We start from the raw sequence: 19,242 nt of genomic DNA on the forward strand, positions 1-19,242 counted from the left end.
TTCAACTGCCTCGGTAGGTCGAGTAGCCAAAGGGCGATAGCAACAAGGGGATGTGATAGTGGTCGCCGCCGTCGTCAAGGTTAAACACCACATCCACATAGGGATAAAAGACAGCTATCTCTAATGCGGAATAATACTCGGCCGTCGAAAAATGCATGCGATAGGTTCCTGCGGGGAATTTAGCGTCAGCATCCAGAAGGCCGGGCACACGGCCATCATCATTCGTGACGCCCGCAGCGATCTCCACCCACTGGCCTTCCTGCAGCTGATACAGCGCGAGAGGCACTGCTGCTGCAGGCTGGCCTCGTGCGGTATCGAGAATATGCGTAGTGATTTGGCTCATTGCCATTGCTCCAGGCGAATCTGTAGTATTTTCCGTTGCTCTTCCGCGGCGACAGCCAGCTCTTTGTCGGGGTCGTTACCCAAGCGTTGTTCCAGTAGCTCGCACATTTCGGCGGCACTTTTGCCGGTAGCACAGACAATGAAAATATAGCCAAAACGCGCCTCATAATCCTGATTGCCTTTCGCCAGGCTTTCGATGACTGCGTCACTCGCCGCAGCAACACCGGATTGCTCATGGGCAGCAAGGCTGCCGCTATTGGCGTACTTTGCCTTGAGGGAACTCACGTCGCCGATCTTTGGGTGACCCTCAAAGGCTTCGAGGTAATCGTCTCGATCCAGTGATGACCAAACCCTATCTGCTGCTGTCTTGAGGGCAGGCAAATCGGTGAAAGGGCGCTGCTCCAGCAAAGCCCTTATCCAGCGCTTGCTGATACAGCAAAGTTCCAGTGCATGCCAGGCCGCATCGTCATCCAGTGCGTTAAATTTCAGAAGGGTCACTGTGCATCCCAGTCCGCAATGCCGAACACCCGTAAACGGCTGACGCCACCATCCGGGAAAATATTCAGTCTGACATGACTAAACTTTTGATCCTCAGGACACAGAACCTCCCGCGTATAGGTGTGTTCGCGGTCGGGGCAGAGACTCTGTTGGTTAATGATTGGTGTCCAGGACGCGTTTTCGGATGGTATCTGGGCTTCTGGTTCGAAGCAGCCCTCCAGACTGAATCGGTCGGGGAAATTGCCCCGGAGGTGCGCGGTATCCAGAATCACCTTGCGTACCGTGCCCTGTTTACCGAGCTTGATGATCGCCCAGTCATTGAATTCGTCGCGCCGGCGCCGAGTCTCCCAGCCGTCGCCCATGTTGACGCCGCGCCCGGGCATAACCAAATTATCGGTAGAGCTGAAGAACTGATCAGAGGCGGCGACACCACGCCCGCCAATACCCACAGCGGCAAGATCGACGGTCTCATTTTCGAGATAGTCGTTGGGGTCGGGCATGACCTCACCGAAAGCCCGGAACCGCGCTACGCCGCCATCGGGATAGATGCGTAGGCGCAGGTGGGTCCAGCGTTCCGTGCTGTCGCAGGGGATTGGGTTTTGTTCATCAGGCAGGACGTCGGTCAGAGGAATGATTTCGGTCCATTGGGTATCCGCTTCGGGGTCCAGCTTTACATGGGTGCCATCCACGGCAACTTGCAGGGGTGCATTACCTCTAAAGTGATGGGTATCGACATCGACGCCGCGAATGCGTCCCGCAAATCCCAGACGCAAAACACACCAGTCATGATCCAGCTGGCTCATGCGGAACTGCCGGCCAAAGCTGCGGCGTGATTCCCAGCCATCCATCCACTGACCTTTGTCAGTAAACTCTCCTGCCTTAAAAACGCCTCGGCCGGGCTTTACGAGATTGTCACAGCTGGCGAACCATTGATCGCTGCAGTTGATCGCACGACCGCCCACGCGATCTGCCAACAGGTTGATGTAGCGGAACTGAAAGTCATCCATTTCGTCCCGGTCAAAATCTTTGTTCATTACGGCTCTACCTTTGAACCCACAACACGTCCCTTACTGGAACCACCACGCTGAGTTTCCACGGGGCTGTCGTCGGTGATATTGAATGTGGTGTCGGAGGCACCGAGCTGCGCTTGAAGCTGCTTCCAGCCGGGCCCCGTTTGACTTTGAATCTCATCGCGGCGCGCATGATAGTGCGCGATTAACTCTGCCGCTACCGATACCGCTATTTCACTGGGGCGCTTGCCCGGCACCGCGGACAGACCAATGGGACAATGAATGCGCTGTATATCGCTTTCATCAAAATCTCGATGCTGAAGTCGCAGTGCAAAGCGGCGCCATTTGCTCTGGGAGCCTATAACCCCGATGTAGGCAGCGTCCTGACGTCGTAAAGCAGCCTCCATGAGCGCATAGTCGAGAGGGTGCTGGTGAGTCATGATGATGAAGTAACTACCCTTTGAGGCGTCCTTGATCACGTCGAGAGGTTCGTCGGGATGTACCGCCGTGATGCCGGAGGGAATGTCGTCGGGAAACTCCTGGGTCCGAGCGTCAATCCAGTGGATATTCAGTGGGAGAGTGGCTAGTAGTGGCGCCAGGGCGCGACCCACGTGACCCGCGCCAAAGAGATAGATGCGCTGCACCAAGGGCACGAAGTGCTCAAAAAGCAGACTGGTGCTTCCCCCACAGCATTGCCCCAGTTTTTCGCCCAGGGGAAAGTTTTCGACCCACTGACCTGCGACCGCGTTTTTTAGCAGCTCTTGAGCACGCTGCAGCGCCTGAAACTCCAGTTCCCCGCCGCCAATGGTGCCGTGAAAGTCATCAAGACTCACAACCATCTTGGTACCGGAGTCCCGGGGCGTGGACCCCCGCGCGCCGAGCATCGTGACTATGACGTAAGCCTGTTCCAAAGACTCGTGCTCACGTACCCATTCACTCCAATGTGACTCCGGCGTTAACATAACTTAATGCGCCTCTCTGCGCAGGGCTTCGCAGGCCATTAGCACTCGCTCCGGTGTGGCAGGAGTATCCAGTGCCGGATGAAGACGATAGTCGGCGATGCTGGCGACAGCGTCACGTATCGCCGACCACACCGAGATGGCAAGCATAAGGGGCGGTTCACCTACGGCTTTGGAACGGAAAATCGTGGCCTCGGCGTTAGGGCTATCGGGCAATAACTCCACATGAAATATCGGGGGCGTATCACCGATAGCGGGTATTTTGTAGGTCGCCGGCCCCACGGTAGTGAGTCGGCCTTCGTTATCCCAGGCGAGCTCTTCGCTCGTTAGCCAGCCCATACCCTGAATAAAGCCCCCTTCGATCTGGCCGATGTCGATGGCGGGGTTTAGGGAGTTACCCACGTCGTGGCAGATATCCACGCGTTCCACGCGGTATTCGCCGCTGAGGGTGTCTATGGTGACCTCGGAAACAGACGCACCGTTTGCGAAATAATAAAAAGGCCGGCCCGATGCCGTTTCGCGATCGTAATGAATCTTGGGCGTACGATAAAAACCCGTAGCCGAGAGTGAAATACGCTGGTGATAGGCGAGGTTTACAAAATCCGCAAAACTGAACATCTGATCGCCAACGCTTATCTGATTTGGCGAAAACACCACTGCGTCCTCGCTGACCTTGAAGTGCTCGCAGGCAAACTGCGTAAGGCGCGCACGTATCTTTTTGGCCGCGTCCAGTGCGGCCATGCCGTTGATGTCGCTGCCGGAAGACGCCGCAGTAGGGGAGGTGTTAGGCACTTTGTCCGTGCGCGTGGCGGTACATCGAATGTGGGCGATGTCGACCTGTAGCTCCTCGGCGACGACCTGTGCAACCTTTGTGTACAGGCCCTGACCCATTTCCGTGCCGCCGTGATTGAGCTGAATACTGCCATCGGTAAACACATGTAGTAGCGCGCCCGCCTGATTAAGGTGCTGCACTGTGAAAGAAATGCCGAACTTAACGGGCGTGAGTGCGAGGCCCTTTTTGAGCACCGTATTTTCGGCATTAAATGCGCGAATCGATTCGCGCCGCGCGCGGTAGTCGGATGTTTCCTCCAGTCGATCGATGAGCATGGGCAATACGTTTTGCTCGATAGTTTGCCCATAGTGGGTGACGTTTCTTTGCTCTTCGATGCTGTAGAGGTTGGCCTTGCGCACGTCCAAAGGGTCCATAGCGGTCGAGCGGGCAATTGCATCAATGATGTCTTCGATGGCGACCATACCCTGGGGGCCGCCAAAGCCACGAAAGGCGGTGTTTGAAACAGTATTTGTTTTGACTCTATGCCCCGCAATCGCGACATCTGGCAGGTAATAGGCGTTATCACTGTGAAACATCGCCCTATCGACGATGGCATCGGACAGGTCCGGTGACATACCGCAGCCCCCGGCAAGCATAAGGTCCAGAGCCTGAATCTGTCCTAGATCGTTGAACCCAACGTCGAAACGGCTGAGAAAGTGATGTCGCTTACCCGTAGCGCGCATATCGTCTCCCCGCGCTAAGCGGAGTTTTACCGCACGTCCCGTGCGTCGCGCCAAAATGGCAGCAAGGCAGGCCCATTGATTCGCGTGGGTTTCTTTTCCACCAAAAGCGCCACCCATACGCCGGGTGTCAACGGTGACTTTGTGTAAGTCCACCCCGAGTACTTCCGCGACCAACTTCTGGCCCTCGGTGGGATTTTGCGTTGACGAGTAGACCAGCATGCCGCCGTCTTCGTCCGGTACGCAGAGGGAAGCCTGCCCCTCGAGATACATTTGCTCCTGCCCGCCTATCTGCAGCTCGCCCTGCAGGCGTCGCGGCGCCGAAGCGAGACCCTGCTTTACGTCACCCCGTCGCTGGTAATGGGGCGGTCGCACAAAGCTCTCGGCTTCGAGGCCCTCTTCAATACTCAGGCACGCGGGGAGGTGAGTGTATTCAATCTTGGCGAGTTGCACCGCGCGGCGCGCTGCGGCGTAACTGGTGGCCGCTACGGCAAACAAAACCTGACCGTGAAACTCTACCGTGTTATCCAAGCCGACCAGCAGGGGATCGCCGGGAAACACCGGGCCGATATCGATAACACCGGGGACATCGTCGCGAGTGATGACATCGACGACGCCGGGCGCCTTACGTACCGCCGCCAGCGACATCGAAGAGACTACGCCGTGGGCAATCGTAGATAGGCCCACATAGGCATGCAGTGTTCCCGCAGGCGCCATCATGTCGTCGATGTAAACCGCCTCGCCCGAGACATGTTTTGCCGCACTCTCGTGCACAATCCCTTGCCCGACCGCACCGCTAGGCCTAGCCGCTTGGGGCATTGCGCTGGTCTTGTACTTAGACATGTTTAGTGGCCCTCACGTGTGCATCGCTCAAGGCATGTACGCGCGTGGCTGTGCTCCCGCGAAACTCCTCCTGCAGACGCTGGAGAAGGCGGGCGCTGACGGTCAATCGGTAGGCGGCGGATGCACGCGCATCATCGATCGGTTGAAAGTCGTCCTGCAGGGAAAGCGCTGCTTCGTTGATACTGTCGTGTCTGAGATTCATGCCGGCAAGCGCTGCCTCTACAGCGCGTGCGCGTTTAGGCACTGCTGCCATGCCACCAAAAGCGGCTTTGGCTGCTATGACATGATCGCCATCAAGCTCGAGTGCAAATACTGCGCACACGGAAGAAATGTCATCCTCAAAGCGTTTGCTGATCTTATAGGCGCGCAGGAATAAGGCATCTTTACGCCTTGGCAGCATTACCGCGCGGATAAATTCGTCGGGCTGCTGTGCAGTTTTGCGGTAGTCGAGAAAAAACTCATCTATGGCAAGGTCTCGTGAGCGGGCGCTGGACTGCAGTTGAAGGCTACCGCCCAAGGCCAGAAACACTGGAGGCCAGTCACCGATGGGCGAAGCGTTCGCAATATTGCCGGCGATAGTTCCCTGAGAACGTATCTGCAGGGAGCCAAAGCGCTCGATGAGCTCGGCGAGTTCCGGATAATCGCCAAGTACGATGTCTTGCGCGGCCCGGTGCGTTACCGCTGCCCCAAAACGCATACCTTCACTATCCACATTAGTCTCGGCCAGCTCGGTCACCGAGCAAAGATCAATGAGCACAGGCAGGGGGGTAAGCGCCTGGGTGCTCTCTAAAAATAAATCCGTGGCTCCCGCCACAAGGCGAGCTCTGGGGTGTTCCGCTAAGAGACTCGCGACCTGCGCTGCATCCCGGGGACGAAAGTAGTGACTGTGCCTGGACTCAAGCGCAGCAGATTCACTTTCTATATCGAGCAGGGCGCGGAGTTGATCTAAGGTCGCCTGAGCGCTGCGAGAAAACTGGTCATGACGACTCCCACTCAAAGCTTGCTCAGCGGCGGTAATGATTGGTCGGTACCCGGTGCAGCGACACAAATTTCCGCCCAGGGCCTCGAGTATCTCCTCACGATTGCAGTCATTACTTGAGTGATACAGAGCGAAAAGTGACATCACAAAGCCCGGTGTACAGAAACCGCATTGCGACGCATGGCATTCGATCATAGCCCGCTGAACGGGGTGCCAGGTCTCTCCGTCCTTAAGGTCCTCTACACTGATAAGCTGGCTGCCATGGAGGCTTCCCAGAGGCGCAATACAGGCGTTGACCGGCGAATAACTTAGCCCGGCATCATCGGCCTTTGCGACAACCACGGTACAGGCGCCACAGTCGCCTGATGCGCAGCCTTCTTTTGTGCCCGTAAGGCCGCGATGCTCCCGCAGATAGTCAAGGATGCTCGTATCCGCACTGACGTCCTCCAGTGCCACTTCCCGCTGCTGGTGTAAAAACCGGATCACGTATCAGCACTCTCGTCGAGCATGCCCTGTTTTTCGATAAACTCGATCACAGTCTGTAGTCCATGCTCGTTTTTCAGATTGGTGAATTCAAAGGGTCGTTCTCCGCGCATGGTTCGAGCATCCCGATCCATGACATCGAGATCGGCGCCCACCAGAGGGGCGAGATCGATCTTGTTAATGATCAGTAGGTCCGATTTTGTAATCCCCGGACCACCTTTGCGTGGGATCTTATCGCCCGCTGATACGTCAATGACATACAGCGTAAGGTCTGAAAGTTCCGGGCTGAATGTGGCCGCCAGATTGTCTCCGCCGCTCTCAATAAACAGTACATCGAGGTCGGTGAAACGGCCTTGAAGTTCGTCAACCGCCGCTAAGTTCATGGAAGCATCCTCGCGGATAGCCGTGTGTGGGCAGCCCCCGGTTTCGACGCCCATTATTCGCTCGCCCTCGAGGGCCTCGTGACGCAGCAGGAACTCTGCGTCCTCCCGGGTGTAGATGTCGTTGGTAATAACGCCAATGCTATAGCGATCTCGCAGATGCTGGCATAACAGGCGCACCAGCGCAGTCTTGCCAGACCCTACGGGGCCGCCTATGCCTACACGCAGCGCAGGTTTACTCATCCTTCAAAATCCTTTTGTCATGTCTATCCAATATTTCACGGGCGAAGCTTGTTGATCATTTCCTAAATAGTTTGTTGATCATTTCTAAATAGCTTGTTGATCATGACCTAAATAGCCGCGTGTGCTGTCGCTCATGACGGCAGGAAGCCATCGCCAGGCCCGGTAAGCTCAGACCAATGTCACAGTCCTCGACCGATCGGGCATGTTCACAGGCGACAGGAACATCAGCGAGCAACTCCACTAGCATCGTTTGTGCAGCGCTTTGTCCTAAAGGTACAAGCTTCGTTGCCGCTGTCACTTGGTTCTCGAGCCAGCTGTAGGCAAACCCCTGTAATGCGCTCCCCGCGTCAATTTTCCAACAATGACAAGCTATAGCAAAGGCCACGGCATAAGCTGGACGCTGGGTTAGTGAAGGCATGTTCGGGGTGTTCAGTGTATTCAGTAGACGCCAAAGTGCAGCGCCGACTTGCTGATCCTCCAAAAGTAACTCTTCGGTTTCGCGGCTGGCGAGCAAGCGATTATTCCAAAGATTCAGCGCCTCTGTGTTCCCACATTGAATGGCATGAAGCGAGCGCAGCAGGACGGGCAGATCCAGCTGCGCTATGCCCAGCATCAGTCCGTCTTTGAGCCAGCTTGTGAGCGCATCACCCTCGAGCCACTGTGCTTCGATCGCATATTCCAGACCCTGAGAGTAGGCGTAAGCACCGATGGGCAGCGCAGGACTGGATAAATGCAATAGGTGCAGTTGCGATTGGTGAGGGGAACTGTGCGCCATGATGTCTGCTGATAAATTCCTGCTGTTGTGCTTAGCCGTGAGAGTGGGAATGGCCGTGTGCTGCATCATGACTATGGGTCACGCCGGCGTAAGCACCAGACTCCGGGGTGAAGGCGTCGTCAATAGCACGCACCTGTAGCCCCAAGCCTTTGAGCATCTCTTCCAATACATGATCCCGGGGAAAGCGCAGCGCCCCCGGTAGTATTTGCAAACTGACGTGACGATTGCCCAAGTGATAGGCAGCTCGTAATAGTAAGTGGGGATCGTCGGTGTAGGCTTCTGTGAGCGTTTCTCTGGCCGCGCGTATCAAAATAATCTCCTCGCTGTTGCAAAGCAGCGCATCTCCGTCATCCAGAACGATCCCCCGGGGCAGAAACCATCCCAGGTCCTGACCGTTTTCCGTCCTTGTGCGATAGCGTGACTTTTCCCGTTCCGAAAAAACCAGATGCACCTCATCCTGCCAGGTGCCGTCAAAGGCAGTGGCATGCTGATAGGCCTCGAGCATAAGTTCATCCATGGTGCTGACCTCAGAAAAGGAAGTAGCGCTGCGCCATGGGCAGCACCGTCGCGGGCTCGCAGGTGAGAAGCTCACCATCGGCGCGGACTTCATAGGTTTGGGGGTCCACTTCCATTACCGGTTGATAGTCGTTTAAACGCATATCCGCTTTGGTAACGCTGCGGCAGTTCTTTACGGCCACAAGCCTGCGATCCAGTCCCAGGGACTCACCAATGCCCGCGTCGAGGGAGGCCGCGCTCACAAAGCTTACGCTCGTGGCATGACAGGCTTTGCCAAAGGCGCCAAACATCGGCCGATAATGCACTGGCTGCGGCGTGGGAATAGATGCGTTGGGATCACCCATGGGCGCCGCCGCAATCGCTCCGCCTTTGATGATGAGTGAAGGCTTTACACCGAAAAAAGCCGGTTTCCAGAGGCAGAGGTCTGCGAGCTTTCCAGTCTCCACCGACCCCACCTCGTGGGCGATGCCGTGCGCTACCGCGGGGTTAATCGTGTATTTGGCGATGTAGCGCTTGGCGCGAAAGTTATCTGCAGCTCCCGAACCAAGCGCCCCACGCTGGGACTTCATCTTGCTGGCGGTTTGCCATGTGCGACAGATGACTTCACCCACGCGACCCATAGCCTGGGAGTCCGAAGAGATAATCGAAAATGCTCCCAGATCATGCAGGATGTCCTCTGCCGCAATGGTTTCTTTGCGAATACGCGAATCGGCAAAGGCAACATCTTCCGGAATCGAAGGATCCAGGTGGTGACAAACCATGAGCATATCCAGGTGCTCGTCCACCGTATTGATGGTGTAGGGCCGGGTCGGATTGGTGGAGGAGGGGAGTACGTTGGGCAGGCCACAAGCTTTGATGATGTCCGGGGCATGCCCCCCACCCGCACCTTCGGTGTGGTAGGTGTGAATGGTTCTACCCTTAAAAGCTGCGATGGTGTCCTCGACAAAACCCGATTCATTGAGCGTATCGGTATGAATCGCAACCTGTACGTCAAAGCGCTCAGCGACGCTTAAACAGTTATCGATGGAGGCGGGAGTGGTTCCCCAGTCTTCGTGAAGTTTCAGGCCCAAGGCTCCCGCGCGAAGTTGTTCCTCGAGCGCTATGGGAAGGCTCGCATTACCCTTACCCAGAAAACCGAGGTTCATGGGGAAGGACTCCGCGCTTTGCAGCATCATGCCAATGTGCCAGGGACCAGGCGTGCAAGTTGTTGCATTGGTCCCGGTAGCAGGCCCTGTGCCACCGCCAATCATTGTCGTGACGCCGCTCATCAGCGCCTCTTCAATCTGTTGGGGACAAATAAAATGAATGTGTGCGTCGATGCCGCCTGCCGTAAGAATCTGTCCCTCGCCGGCGATGATTTCGGTGCCAGGCCCAATAGGAAAGTCCACGCCGGACTGGATATCCGGGTTGCCGGCTTTTCCTACGCCGCTAACACGGCCATTGCTGATCGCAATGTCAGCTTTGACAATCCCCCAGTGATCCAAAATCAGTGCATTGGTAATGACCGTATCGGGGGATTCAGCACAACTCACCTGGGACTGCCCCATGCCGTCGCGAATAACCTTGCCACCACCAAACTTCACTTCTTCGCCGTAGATCGTGTGATCGGCTTCAACTTCTATGAACAACTCAGAATCTGCGAGTCGCACCCGGTCGCCGGTGGTGGGGCCAAACATACTCGCGTAATCACTGCGACTGATTTTGCGCATCAGAGATCTCCCATCACGTCGCCGCGGAATCCATAGACCTTGCGATCCCCTGCAAGAGCCACCAACTCGACCTCTCGCTTTTGTCCAGGTTCGAAGCGTACGGCGGTGCCAGCGGCGATGTTCAGGCGGAAGCCCCGCGCTGCATCGCGGTCAAAGTTCAGCGCGGGATTAGTCTCTGCAAAATGATAATGAGAGCCCACCTGAATGGGGCGATCTCCGCTGTTCACGACCACGAGACTGCAACACTCTCGGCCATCATTGAGACTGATTTCACCCTCGACGGTAATCATTTCACCCGGGGTCATAATGGGTTTCCCCCGATGGGGTCATGGACAGTAACGAGCTTGGTCCCATCGGGAAACGTAGCCTCTACCTGAACCTCGTGAATCATTTCCGCGACGCCTTCCATTACCTCATCGCGCGTCAAAATGGTGCGTCCGAAGCTCATTAGCTCAGCAACGGTCCTGCCATCTCGCGCGCCTTCAAGAATCGCCGCGCTAATCAGCGCCTGCGCTTCCGGGTAGTTCAACTTTACCCCGCGGTCTCGACGGCGCTCGGCGAGCAGAGCGGCGGTAAATAGCAGTAGCTTATCTTTCTCTCGAGGGCTCAGTTCCATCCCAATTCCTTAACGATATCTCTGTGCCCGAGCATAGGCACAGGTTTTATGCACAGCAAGCGAAACACGCCCGTTTACAGTTGATTCAACCAATATAATCAGCACGTCAGCCAGCATCATGTATGCCAGATACGGGGCGTCGCTGGAGCCTGGCCGCGCAGGTCCTCCGAGCTCGCACACCAGAGTTGCGCAAAACCTTGCCGGCAGCGCATTGCATCATCACCGAGGTAGCGTGCGATCATAAGTCCTGCGCGTTGCGTCACGGTAAACTGTCCATTGTTGGGGGAGCTGTTAACGCTTGCCAGCCACTGATCGACGATCTTCGCCCCCGGGGCGCCGGTGAGTACCATAATGCCAATGGTGCTTTGATCTTGCATGCCCATGCGCGATTGGCTCAGTCGATCGCCGGCCGCTAATGCCAGACGTTCGATGAGCAGGGGGTGCCCTTCACGGTGCACCTCCAGAGTCTGCTTCAGTCGACCTTCGGTAAAAACCTCGCCGCAGGCGGGGCGACCCAAAACAACGACATCCCAAAAGGCCAGCTCTGACGAGGCGCCAAGCTCTATGCGCGTATCCAGGTGTGCGTTTACGCCGTTAAAGAGGATTGTCTCTTGCGGTAGCCACTCCAAAACGCCGGATTCTACTTTCAGGTTGACGGTTTGCCGCTGGACCTCCTTGTGGTCATCTACCGTGTAAAAGCGACCTGCAGCTGGGGTCGTTAGCAGGGCCTCGCCGCTTCGAACGCTGACGTTTATCTGTAGCTCATCACCCAAAACAACGCCGCCAGGGGGATGCAAAAGGTAGCAATGCGCTTTACCTCCGGGCTCCGGATAGAACAAGCGCTGTACGCGCAGAGGCCCTTCATGAGAACAGTGATCAAAGCATGTTCGTCCATCGCTTTCTCTTAAGGAAAGGTCCAGTCGAGCGCGCCAATGTCGCAGAGTCTTGCTAGACTCCGGCGCGAGATTGATAGGTGCTGAGAGCATGATGACTACCTTACCGCATTGCCCGAGTGTGTGGCGCAGCGCAGGACTTTTTAGTTGCCTGATGATTATTGGGGAGCTGGCGGTCAGCGCACCCTTAGGGGAGTCCTCGGAGTCTCTTAGCGCACCGATGGCAAGTCGAAATCTGTCACCGATCTATGCAAACCTCGGGATACCCGCTATGAATAGCGCGTTTGCCCTTGAACAGGGCACCTGGACAGCGGATTGGACTTTGCACTGGGCGAGTCATTCGGTACTGGAGCAAAACAACGATCTGACCCTTGCGTTTGATGGCGAAACAAGGCGCCAGGATTTTCGAATCCAGCTGGGGCTGGGTAAGGGTGTCGTGGCGTCGCTCAATGTTCCCTACATTAGTCACAGCGGCGGAAACCTCGATGGACTCATCGATGACTGGCATGCGTTTTGGGGCATGCCCGATGGCCCCCGAGCCGTGCAGCCCGAGGACCGTTTGCGATTTACCTACTCGGCCCCCTCGGGTTTTGATATGCAGTCGAATCGCTCCGGGCTCGGTGATGTAGAGCTTGCGCTACAGCTACAAGTGGCCGCGTCGGAACATTGGGCCCTGGCTGTATTCGGTCAATACAAATTTGCCACGGGTGAGTCCAGAGATTTCACCGGTAGCGGGGAGGCGGGGGCCTCCTTAGGCGCCCGCTGGAGCCGCGGGTACTGTGGCTTTTCGCAGCTTAGCTGTCACCTTCAGGCGGGCATCAGCGAGGTGGGTGATAGCGCGTTTGATGAAAACTCGGAGACCCTCACGCCTTTTGTTGGACTTAGCCTGGCATGGCAACTAGGCGATTCTCTGGCAATTCTAGGGCAGATAGACGCCCACGATGTGATCTACGCCTCCGATGTGCTTGCAGAAAACGGTACGCCGGTGTGGGGAACCCTGGGTCTGCGCTGGCGACCCGCGGAGCGCTGGTCGTTTGAGGCGCAATTCATTGAGGATCTCGCAGTAGGAAGCGCGCCGGATGTAACCTTTCGGTTTTCCCTTGCGCACGCCTTTTGAACCTTAGGAACAGTGGGCAGCCTGTCCCATCCGCTGATAGACTCTAGCGTCAGGCGACTAATAAGGATAAACGCGTCATGAGCTTTACTATCGAACCTTCCGGGCAGGCTTGTGGCGCCCGTGTGTCAGGTCTGGATCTATCGCAGCCTCTCAGTGACGAAACTGTGAAGGCACTGCGCAGCGCCTGGCTTGAACATCACGTGCTGGCGTTTCCAGAGCAAACAATGAACGATGATGATCTGGAACGTTTTACGGGCTATTTTGGACCCTTTGGCGAAGATCCGTTTATCGCGCCGATTCCGGGGCGGGAGCACGTCATCGCCGTAGAGCGCCGAGCCCAGGAGCAAGCCCCACTGTTCGCAGAAGCCTGGCACAGCGACTGGAGCTTTCAGGCGACACCCCCCATTGGCACTTGTCTTCACGGCATCACGATTCCGCCCGTGGGCGGAGATACGCTTTTTGCAAATCAGCATAAGGCGCTAGAGACACTCCCGAGTGAGCTGCGTCAGCGCATCGAGGGGTTGATAGCAACGCATTCCGCCAAGGCAGGGTACTCACCTGATGGCATGTACGGTGAAGCCGATGCAGCAGGTGATCGGAGTATGGATATTCGTCCATCTCCCGATGCCGAGGCCGTACAGTCACATCCACTGATACGTCGTCACAGTGAGACAGGACGTGCGTCCCTGTACAGCTGTCTTGGCTATATCGTTGGGATTGAGGGCATGTCCGATGAGGAGGCTGTGGAGCTACTCATGGAGCTTTACGCCTGGCAGACCCGCGAAGAAAATGTCTACACGCATCAGTGGGAAGAGGGCATGTTGATCATGTGGGACAACCGATGCTTGCTGCACCGTGCAACGGGTGGCTATGACGGCTACGATCGCCTGTTGCATAGAACGACCATTGGAGCTGGTGCGCTCTGATTAATGGTCGGTTGGCGGCGGCCGACCGCGGTCACGCCTAAAGCCAGCGTCGCATCTTGAAGATCAGCGTTAGGGTGACCCCGACCAGCGCGCACAGCAGAAGCACGAACCAGAAAGCATGGTCGTTATCGATACCGGGCATGCCTCCGACATTGATCCCCATGAGTCCCGTAAGAAACCCCAGGGGCAGAAAGATCACTGCTGCCACGGTGAACAAATAGCTCCGCGCATTCATTTGCTCGGCAATCCTGGTTGCCAGTTCTTCCTGCGCAAGTACCGCTCTGTCCCTGACTTCATCCATGTCTTCGATCAGACGGATAAGCCGGTCATTGATCTCTCTAAGCCGCAAGCGATTGAGGTCATCCAGCCAGCTGAGATTCTCCGCTCCCAGCCGGTTCATTGCTTCGCGCTGTGGGGCTAGGTAACGCCGCAGGGAGATAATTTTTTTGCGCAGCGTAGCCAGCTCGATGCGAATGCCTGCGGACTCTCCATCCAGCAGTCGCTCTTCGATCGCCAGCACTTTATCTTCAAAACCCTCGATCGTATCGTTCATGCGCTCTGTGATGGCCTCGGTCCAAACTACTAAGAGTTCTACGGTATTTTTGGGCCCGTTTCCGGAGGCTAACTCATCAAGGACATCGTTAGTCGACAAGAGATTGCGACGTCGCGTGCTGATTAAGCGCGAGCCGTCAGTCCAGATGCGCAGGGAAACCATATCATCAGGATCCTCTCCGGGATTCGTGTTGATCCCTCGCAGTGTCAGCAGCAGGTTATCGCCGCGATTCAATGAGCGAGGACGAGTTTCGGAGTTTGTCAGCGCGGAATAAGCGATGTCATTGAGGCCACTGTGATCCTGGAGCCACCGTTGCGTACCTTCGTCTTCGAAATCAAAGTGCAGCCATAGGCTTCCCTGATCGCGAGTCCAGGTCTGCACGGCATCCCAATCGATGGTTTTAGAGCTCCCCACTCCGTCAAGAATGAGCGCATGAATAAGGCCTGGAGGCTGAGAGTTAACCGTCATGCCGACTCCGTTTGGCGCGATCTTTGAAGGCAGCATAACGCATTCGATCGCTCTCTCCTTACCGGTGTTTATCGTTGGGATCGGGTCGGGCCGTTCGATGCATCGAGCACGGACTATAAAGACGTGTGCAATTCCATAACGCGAATCAGTTCCAAGGCTTCTATTTGCGAAGCGCCGCACACATCTATGCTAGGCGCAAATCGCTCGCAAACGGCTGGATAGCTGGCTGTACCCCAGATCGCGCAGCGATAGTCATCGAGGTTTAAGTTTACGCAGCGCACTCCTGCGGGCTTCCCTTCGGGCATACCGGGAATGGGCGAAGCAATGGAGGGCGCGATGCAACAGGCGCCGCAGTTTTCACGACAGTTCATTGGCGATGATCTCTATCCTAGGGGAAGGACTGACAATCGATGGTTTGAGGCAAGCTTGCAACTGGGATAGATCAGTTCGGCGATGCAAATTTCCTTTAGAAAAGACTTGTTTAGCGACGAAAAATTACGCAATCTCCGACACGGTTTTGTGGCCTGCAGCACCACGGGTAGATACATTCGAATAGTATAACAACTATATATAGTGATATTCGCGGATAGTGATATTTACAGAATAATCTTCGCCTGAGCCCGAAGGACACAGTATCAATTTAAAGCAGACACGCCTAAGCCAATACTTGTTACCAGATCGTAAGCGTCTGCGCTTATTCAGCGCTACGTTTCCTGTGGCGTTGCTCATTCTGGGTGTACTGGTGTTCGCCATTGTTCGCTACGGTGATGAACGCGCCGGGCGGGCGGTTATTGAGTCTTTGGAAAAGGAAGAGCGGCAAGCTGCTGTGGGGATGTCGCAGGCTGTCCAGCAGACTCTATACACTGTCACGGCAAGCCTTCAGTACTTAGTGCTACTCATCGAACGAAACCTGTCTGAATCCAAGCCGATTGATGGTGTCGCTCAAACGCTTCTCGACTTTTCCAGAACCCATCCAGTCTTTACCCAGCTTCGCTACCTCGATCTCGATGGCATGGAAATCGTGCGCGTTGACGCGGCCAACAACGGCGCTCGCATTGTTCCCCCGCAGGAACTCCAGAGTAAGGCCTCTCGGGAGTACTTTCAGCGTGCCGTTGATTTACCACCCGGCAAGGTGATGGTCTTCCCGTTGGACTTTAATAGAGAGCGCGGTGCTCTAGAAACGCCTTTAAACCCGGTTATTCGTATTGCAAAGACTGTGTTCGACGACACAGGCAGCAAAGTGGGTGTGGCAATCATTAACTACAAGGCGCGTGCTCTGCTAGGGCGACTGTTCGATCAGGGAAAGATCGCTCGTGGCAATCCGAACATCGTGAGCCTCCGGGGACGATGGCTTATGGAGAGTAACGGGTTTCGGCCGACGGAATACACCATCAATGCCGTGGAGGATCGTAACTTTTCCGAAAGGCTGGCCGATGAATGGCAACGCATGGGTGAGAAAACGGACGGCGTGTTTCGCACGGCAAATGGAATGTTTAGCTACCGGGTGCTTCTTCCGTCCGCTCTTGGGGAAAGCCCATCAGTCAGACCGGTTTCCTGGACCGTGCCAAAGGGAGGCAGTGGCGAGGAGGGCGGCTGGATAGTGATGTCCCATGTGCCGGCATCACAGTTAGCGAGTATTCTGGCCTCTCACCAGTTTTTGTCGCGCCCGGCAAAAATACTTCTGGCCGCTCTGATCTCCATTGTTGCCTGGTTCCTTGCCCTGCAGGTGTCCGACAGTCGGGTTCGCCTTCGGGAGCTAAAGAGCTCCGCTACGTCGGATGATCTTACGGGACTTGTGAATCGTGGAGAATTTGACCGTACGCTTCAGCGCACTGTTAGCTGGGCTCAGCGTCACGAGCGATCCATGGGCGTCGTGTACATTGACGTGAACGAATTTAAGGCCCTAAACGACACGCACGGGCATGCTTCCGGCGATAGAGTTCTGGTGGCTATTGGCCAGCGTTTAGTGGCTTCCTGTCGCAGCTCCGATGTTGCGGCGCGCTTAGGTGGCGACGAGTTTGCAATCATTCTTTCTGAGGTGTCAGGACGACCTGACACCAGGATGATCAGCATGAATATTGCCGCGCGAATGCAGAAACCTCTGCAGCTGGATCATGGTGAATATCAAATCAGAGTCAGCATTGGTGTGGCGATCTTTCCAGATGACGGCGAAACGCCAGAGACGTTACTCGCTTACGCAGACGAGAAAATGTACACCGATAAGGCAATATCCAAGCGCACTGCGAGCGCAGCGTAGACCGAACACTGCGATTGAATCGCTAAAGCAAGCACGGCAGCCTCTTGCGTAAGTCGCGGTTGACGCTCACTGTGCACAAGACTAATACGGACATTTAACGGAAGAGGGCGTGCTCATCACTCGTTTACTGCTGGCTGTAATTATCGCGTGTTTGTCTGTCGTGGCATGGGGGACGGACTACGACCTGATTATCCGAAATGGGACGGTCTACGACGGCAGCGGCTCGCCCCCCATTCGAGCTGACGTCGGTGTATCCGGAGATCGAGTGTTCGCTGTCGGTGATCTCAGCGACAGCGCAGCTCATACAGAAGTGGATGCCACGGGCCGGGCCGTAGCCCCGGGTTTCTTTAACCTTTTGAGTCATGCGCATGTGTCGCTGATTCAAGATGGTCGGGCGATGAGTGATGTGCTGCAGGGCATAACGTTCGAGGTACTGAGCGAACTGTCCATCAGCCCGCTCACAGAAACCACGCGCACCGCTTTTGCGCATAACTATGATGTGACCCCTGACGCGCTTCCCTGGGACTCCCTAGCTGAATACCTTGATTTTGTAGAGTCCAAAGGCGTGAGCGTGAATTTCGCAAGCTTTGTATCGGCCGCCACCGTGCGCAGCAATGTTATCGGCTCTGATGATGTCGACCCTTCAAGTTCGGAGCTTGGGGAGATGCGAGCACAGGTTGAACGCGCAATGCGTGAAGGGGCTCTGGGGCTGACGTCTGCGCTTATTTATGCGCCTGGCACCTATGCAGAGACCGATGAGCTCATCGCCCTGGCTGAAGTTGCGGCAGCACATGGAGGCATATACACAGCCCACATGCGCAGTGAGGGAAACATGTTGATGGAAGCCATTGACGAAACCTTTCGCATAGGAAGGGAGGCGGGAATTCCCGTCAAGATTCATCACTTGAAGTCCGGCGGGCAGCCAAACTGGCCAAAGATGGCTGAGGCCATCGAACGCATTAATAATTATGCAGCATCGGGCCATAAGGTGACCGCAGATATGTATAACTACACGGCAGGCGCCACAGGTCTGGATGCTTCAATGCCAACATGGGTACAGGCCGGTGGTTATGACAAGTGGGCAGAGAGGCTGCGAAACCCGGGGATACGTGCCCGCGTCAAAGCTGAAATGGCGACCAATGCTCTTGACTGGGAAAATCTTGGGTATCTCGCGGGACCCCAGGGGATGTTGCTGATCGGCTTTAGAAACCCTGAACTGCGTCAATACGCCGGTAAGACAGTAGCCGAAGTCGCGAAGCTCAGAGGCCAGGATCCGCTGGACACAATCATTGACTTGGTTATCGAAGATGGATCCCGTGTGGCGACGGTGTATTTTTTGATGAGCGAAGACAACCTTGAAATGCAGATGCGTCAACCATGGATGATGTTCGGCTCTGATGCCAGCGCGCCGGCAGCTGAAGGCAAAGCGCTGGAGAAAGCCGCGCACCCTCGGACCTATGGCAATGTAGCGCGTTTGCTAGGTCGTTATGTTCGAGAGCGGCAGGTGATCACCCTGGAAGAGGCTGTCAGGCGTTTGACGTCGCTTCCGGCAGCAACGCTAGGCATACCCCAGCGCGGCAAAATAGCAGAAGGATTTTATGCAGACCTCGTGATCTTCGACCCAGGTCGTATCACGGATCAAGCAAGCTATGAAAGTCCGCATGCTTATGCCACAGGGGTCGAGCAGGTTTGGGTAAACGGCGTGAGAGTGGTTTCTGACGGAAGGCACACCGACGCGAGACCCGGACGGGCCGTACGCGGACCCGGCTTTAAGGCCATAGAAGAGTAGAGGCAATGCGCAGTGAATACGAGCGTCCTCATACAGCCACCTGCTATATTTAACATAATATGTATTATACGTAGTCATGGGTGTGCGACTGTGGCGGTCTGGGTCGGTAGATTAAGGGACTTCTCTACTTTTCTACGTTTCCTCTTTTCCTCAAGCGATGACACATTGTCAGTAATATGCGCGTACGGCAATGCTGAGTCATTGATGCCATACAGCGGCAGCAACAGATTCACAGGCTCCCAACTATAACGATGATGCAAATCGTTGCAGTACAGCTCACCAGAACGTATCTCCCAGCGTTTCCATCCAAAGCGATCCAGCGTTCCACGTTGCGACAAGATCAAGCGTATGGCCCAGCGCGGTGCTCCATTGGC

Annotated in this window: 19 protein-coding genes; 4 read left to right on the plus strand and 15 right to left on the minus strand. The window is 55.8% G+C overall.

The annotated features are described in order from the left end of the window. Nucleotide 1 precedes the first annotated feature (1 nt). The 13 genes from uraH to ACTG39_RS07590 all read right to left on the minus strand — a co-directional run bounded on the left by uraH (nt 2) and on the right by ACTG39_RS07590 (nt 11,851). Entirely contained in the window at nt 2-343 is a 342-nt protein-coding gene (gene uraH, locus ACTG39_RS07530; RefSeq protein WP_439106932.1) for a hydroxyisourate hydrolase, read from the minus strand. Further along, nucleotides 340-840 carry a 2-oxo-4-hydroxy-4-carboxy-5-ureidoimidazoline decarboxylase gene (gene uraD, locus ACTG39_RS07535; RefSeq protein WP_439106933.1) on the minus strand — a complete coding sequence of 167 codons (501 nt, stop codon included), beginning with the start codon at nt 838-840 and terminating at the stop codon, nt 340-342. Before uraD ends, uraH begins: the two co-directional genes overlap by 4 nt. Further along, nucleotides 837-1,874: an allantoicase gene (gene alc / locus ACTG39_RS07540; protein WP_439106934.1), complete on the minus strand. Its 1,038-nt coding sequence runs from the start codon at nt 1,872-1,874 to the stop codon at nt 837-839. The genes uraD and alc overlap by 4 nt, the downstream gene beginning before the upstream one ends. Further along, nucleotides 1,874-2,812: a xanthine dehydrogenase accessory protein XdhC gene (xdhC, locus tag ACTG39_RS07545; RefSeq protein ID WP_439106935.1), complete on the minus strand. Its 939-nt coding sequence runs from the start codon at nt 2,810-2,812 to the stop codon at nt 1,874-1,876. Before xdhC ends, alc begins: the two co-directional genes overlap by 1 nt. Before the next feature lie 3 nt (nt 2,813-2,815). Then, the gene (xdhB, locus tag ACTG39_RS07550) at nt 2,816-5,164 is read right to left on the minus strand and encodes a xanthine dehydrogenase molybdopterin binding subunit (protein WP_439106936.1); all 2,349 of its coding nucleotides are present in this window, start codon (nt 5,162-5,164) and stop codon (nt 2,816-2,818) included. Next, nucleotides 5,157-6,629 (minus strand): xanthine dehydrogenase small subunit, encoded by a 1,473-nt coding sequence (xdhA, locus tag ACTG39_RS07555; protein ID WP_439106937.1) that lies wholly within the window; start codon nt 6,627-6,629, stop codon nt 5,157-5,159. The genes xdhB and xdhA overlap by 8 nt, the downstream gene beginning before the upstream one ends. Next, entirely contained in the window at nt 6,626-7,249 is a 624-nt protein-coding gene (gene ureG, locus ACTG39_RS07560; protein WP_439106938.1) for an urease accessory protein UreG, read from the minus strand. Before ureG ends, xdhA begins: the two co-directional genes overlap by 4 nt. Before the next feature lie 100 nt (nt 7,250-7,349). Continuing rightward, nucleotides 7,350-8,024, minus strand: a complete 675-nt coding sequence (locus tag ACTG39_RS07565; protein ID WP_439106939.1) for an urease accessory protein UreF — start codon at nt 8,022-8,024, stop codon at nt 7,350-7,352. 31 nt (nt 8,025-8,055) lie between these two features. Then, on the minus strand, nt 8,056-8,541 hold the full coding sequence (ureE, locus tag ACTG39_RS07570) for an urease accessory protein UreE (RefSeq protein WP_439106940.1): 486 nt from the start codon (nt 8,539-8,541) through the stop codon (nt 8,056-8,058). 10 nt (nt 8,542-8,551) lie between these two features. Further along, nucleotides 8,552-10,249 (minus strand): urease subunit alpha, encoded by a 1,698-nt coding sequence (gene ureC, locus ACTG39_RS07575; protein ID WP_439106941.1) that lies wholly within the window; start codon nt 10,247-10,249, stop codon nt 8,552-8,554. After that, a complete protein-coding gene (locus ACTG39_RS07580) occupies nt 10,249-10,554 on the minus strand; it encodes an urease subunit beta (protein WP_439106942.1) in 306 nt (101 codons plus the stop codon). Before ACTG39_RS07580 ends, ureC begins: the two co-directional genes overlap by 1 nt. Then, complete coding sequence (gene ureA / locus ACTG39_RS07585) at nt 10,551-10,865, minus strand: urease subunit gamma (RefSeq protein ID WP_439106943.1); 315 nt, start codon at nt 10,863-10,865, stop codon at nt 10,551-10,553. Before ureA ends, ACTG39_RS07580 begins: the two co-directional genes overlap by 4 nt. Before the next feature lie 116 nt (nt 10,866-10,981). Next, a complete protein-coding gene (locus ACTG39_RS07590; RefSeq protein WP_439106944.1) occupies nt 10,982-11,851 on the minus strand; it encodes an urease accessory protein UreD in 870 nt (289 codons plus the stop codon). Between ACTG39_RS07590 and ACTG39_RS07595 the strand changes: the two genes are divergently transcribed. Further along, on the plus strand, nt 11,850-12,875 hold the full coding sequence (locus ACTG39_RS07595; RefSeq protein ID WP_439106945.1) for a DUF3187 family protein: 1,026 nt from the start codon (nt 11,850-11,852) through the stop codon (nt 12,873-12,875). The two genes, ACTG39_RS07590 and ACTG39_RS07595, sit on opposite strands and share 2 nt — an antisense overlap. Before the next feature lie 77 nt (nt 12,876-12,952). After that, entirely contained in the window at nt 12,953-13,801 is an 849-nt protein-coding gene (locus ACTG39_RS07600) for a TauD/TfdA dioxygenase family protein (RefSeq protein WP_439106946.1), read from the plus strand. 37 nt (nt 13,802-13,838) lie between these two features. Here the strand turns inward: ACTG39_RS07600 and ACTG39_RS07605 are convergent, their stop codons facing one another. Together ACTG39_RS07605 and ACTG39_RS07610 are read right to left on the minus strand one after the other, a co-directional pair. Next, the gene (locus ACTG39_RS07605) at nt 13,839-14,822 is read right to left on the minus strand and encodes a zinc transporter ZntB (protein WP_439106947.1); all 984 of its coding nucleotides are present in this window, start codon (nt 14,820-14,822) and stop codon (nt 13,839-13,841) included. A gap of 113 nt (nt 14,823-14,935) precedes the next feature. After that, nucleotides 14,936-15,193, minus strand: a complete 258-nt coding sequence (locus ACTG39_RS07610; RefSeq protein ID WP_439106948.1) for a YkgJ family cysteine cluster protein — start codon at nt 15,191-15,193, stop codon at nt 14,936-14,938. Nucleotides 15,194-15,489: 296 nt separating this feature from the next. Between ACTG39_RS07610 and ACTG39_RS07615 the strand changes: the two genes are divergently transcribed. Beyond that, nucleotides 15,490-17,079, plus strand: a complete 1,590-nt coding sequence (locus ACTG39_RS07615; protein WP_439106949.1) for a sensor domain-containing diguanylate cyclase — start codon at nt 15,490-15,492, stop codon at nt 17,077-17,079. Between the two features lie 109 nt (nt 17,080-17,188). Beyond that, nucleotides 17,189-18,868, plus strand: a complete 1,680-nt coding sequence (locus tag ACTG39_RS07620) for an N-acyl-D-amino-acid deacylase family protein (protein ID WP_439106950.1) — start codon at nt 17,189-17,191, stop codon at nt 18,866-18,868. Nucleotides 18,869-19,242 lie beyond the last annotated feature (374 nt).

The sequence above is a fragment of the Congregibacter sp. genome, assembly GCF_965662665.1.
Lineage (GTDB): Bacteria > Pseudomonadota > Gammaproteobacteria > Pseudomonadales > Halieaceae > Congregibacter.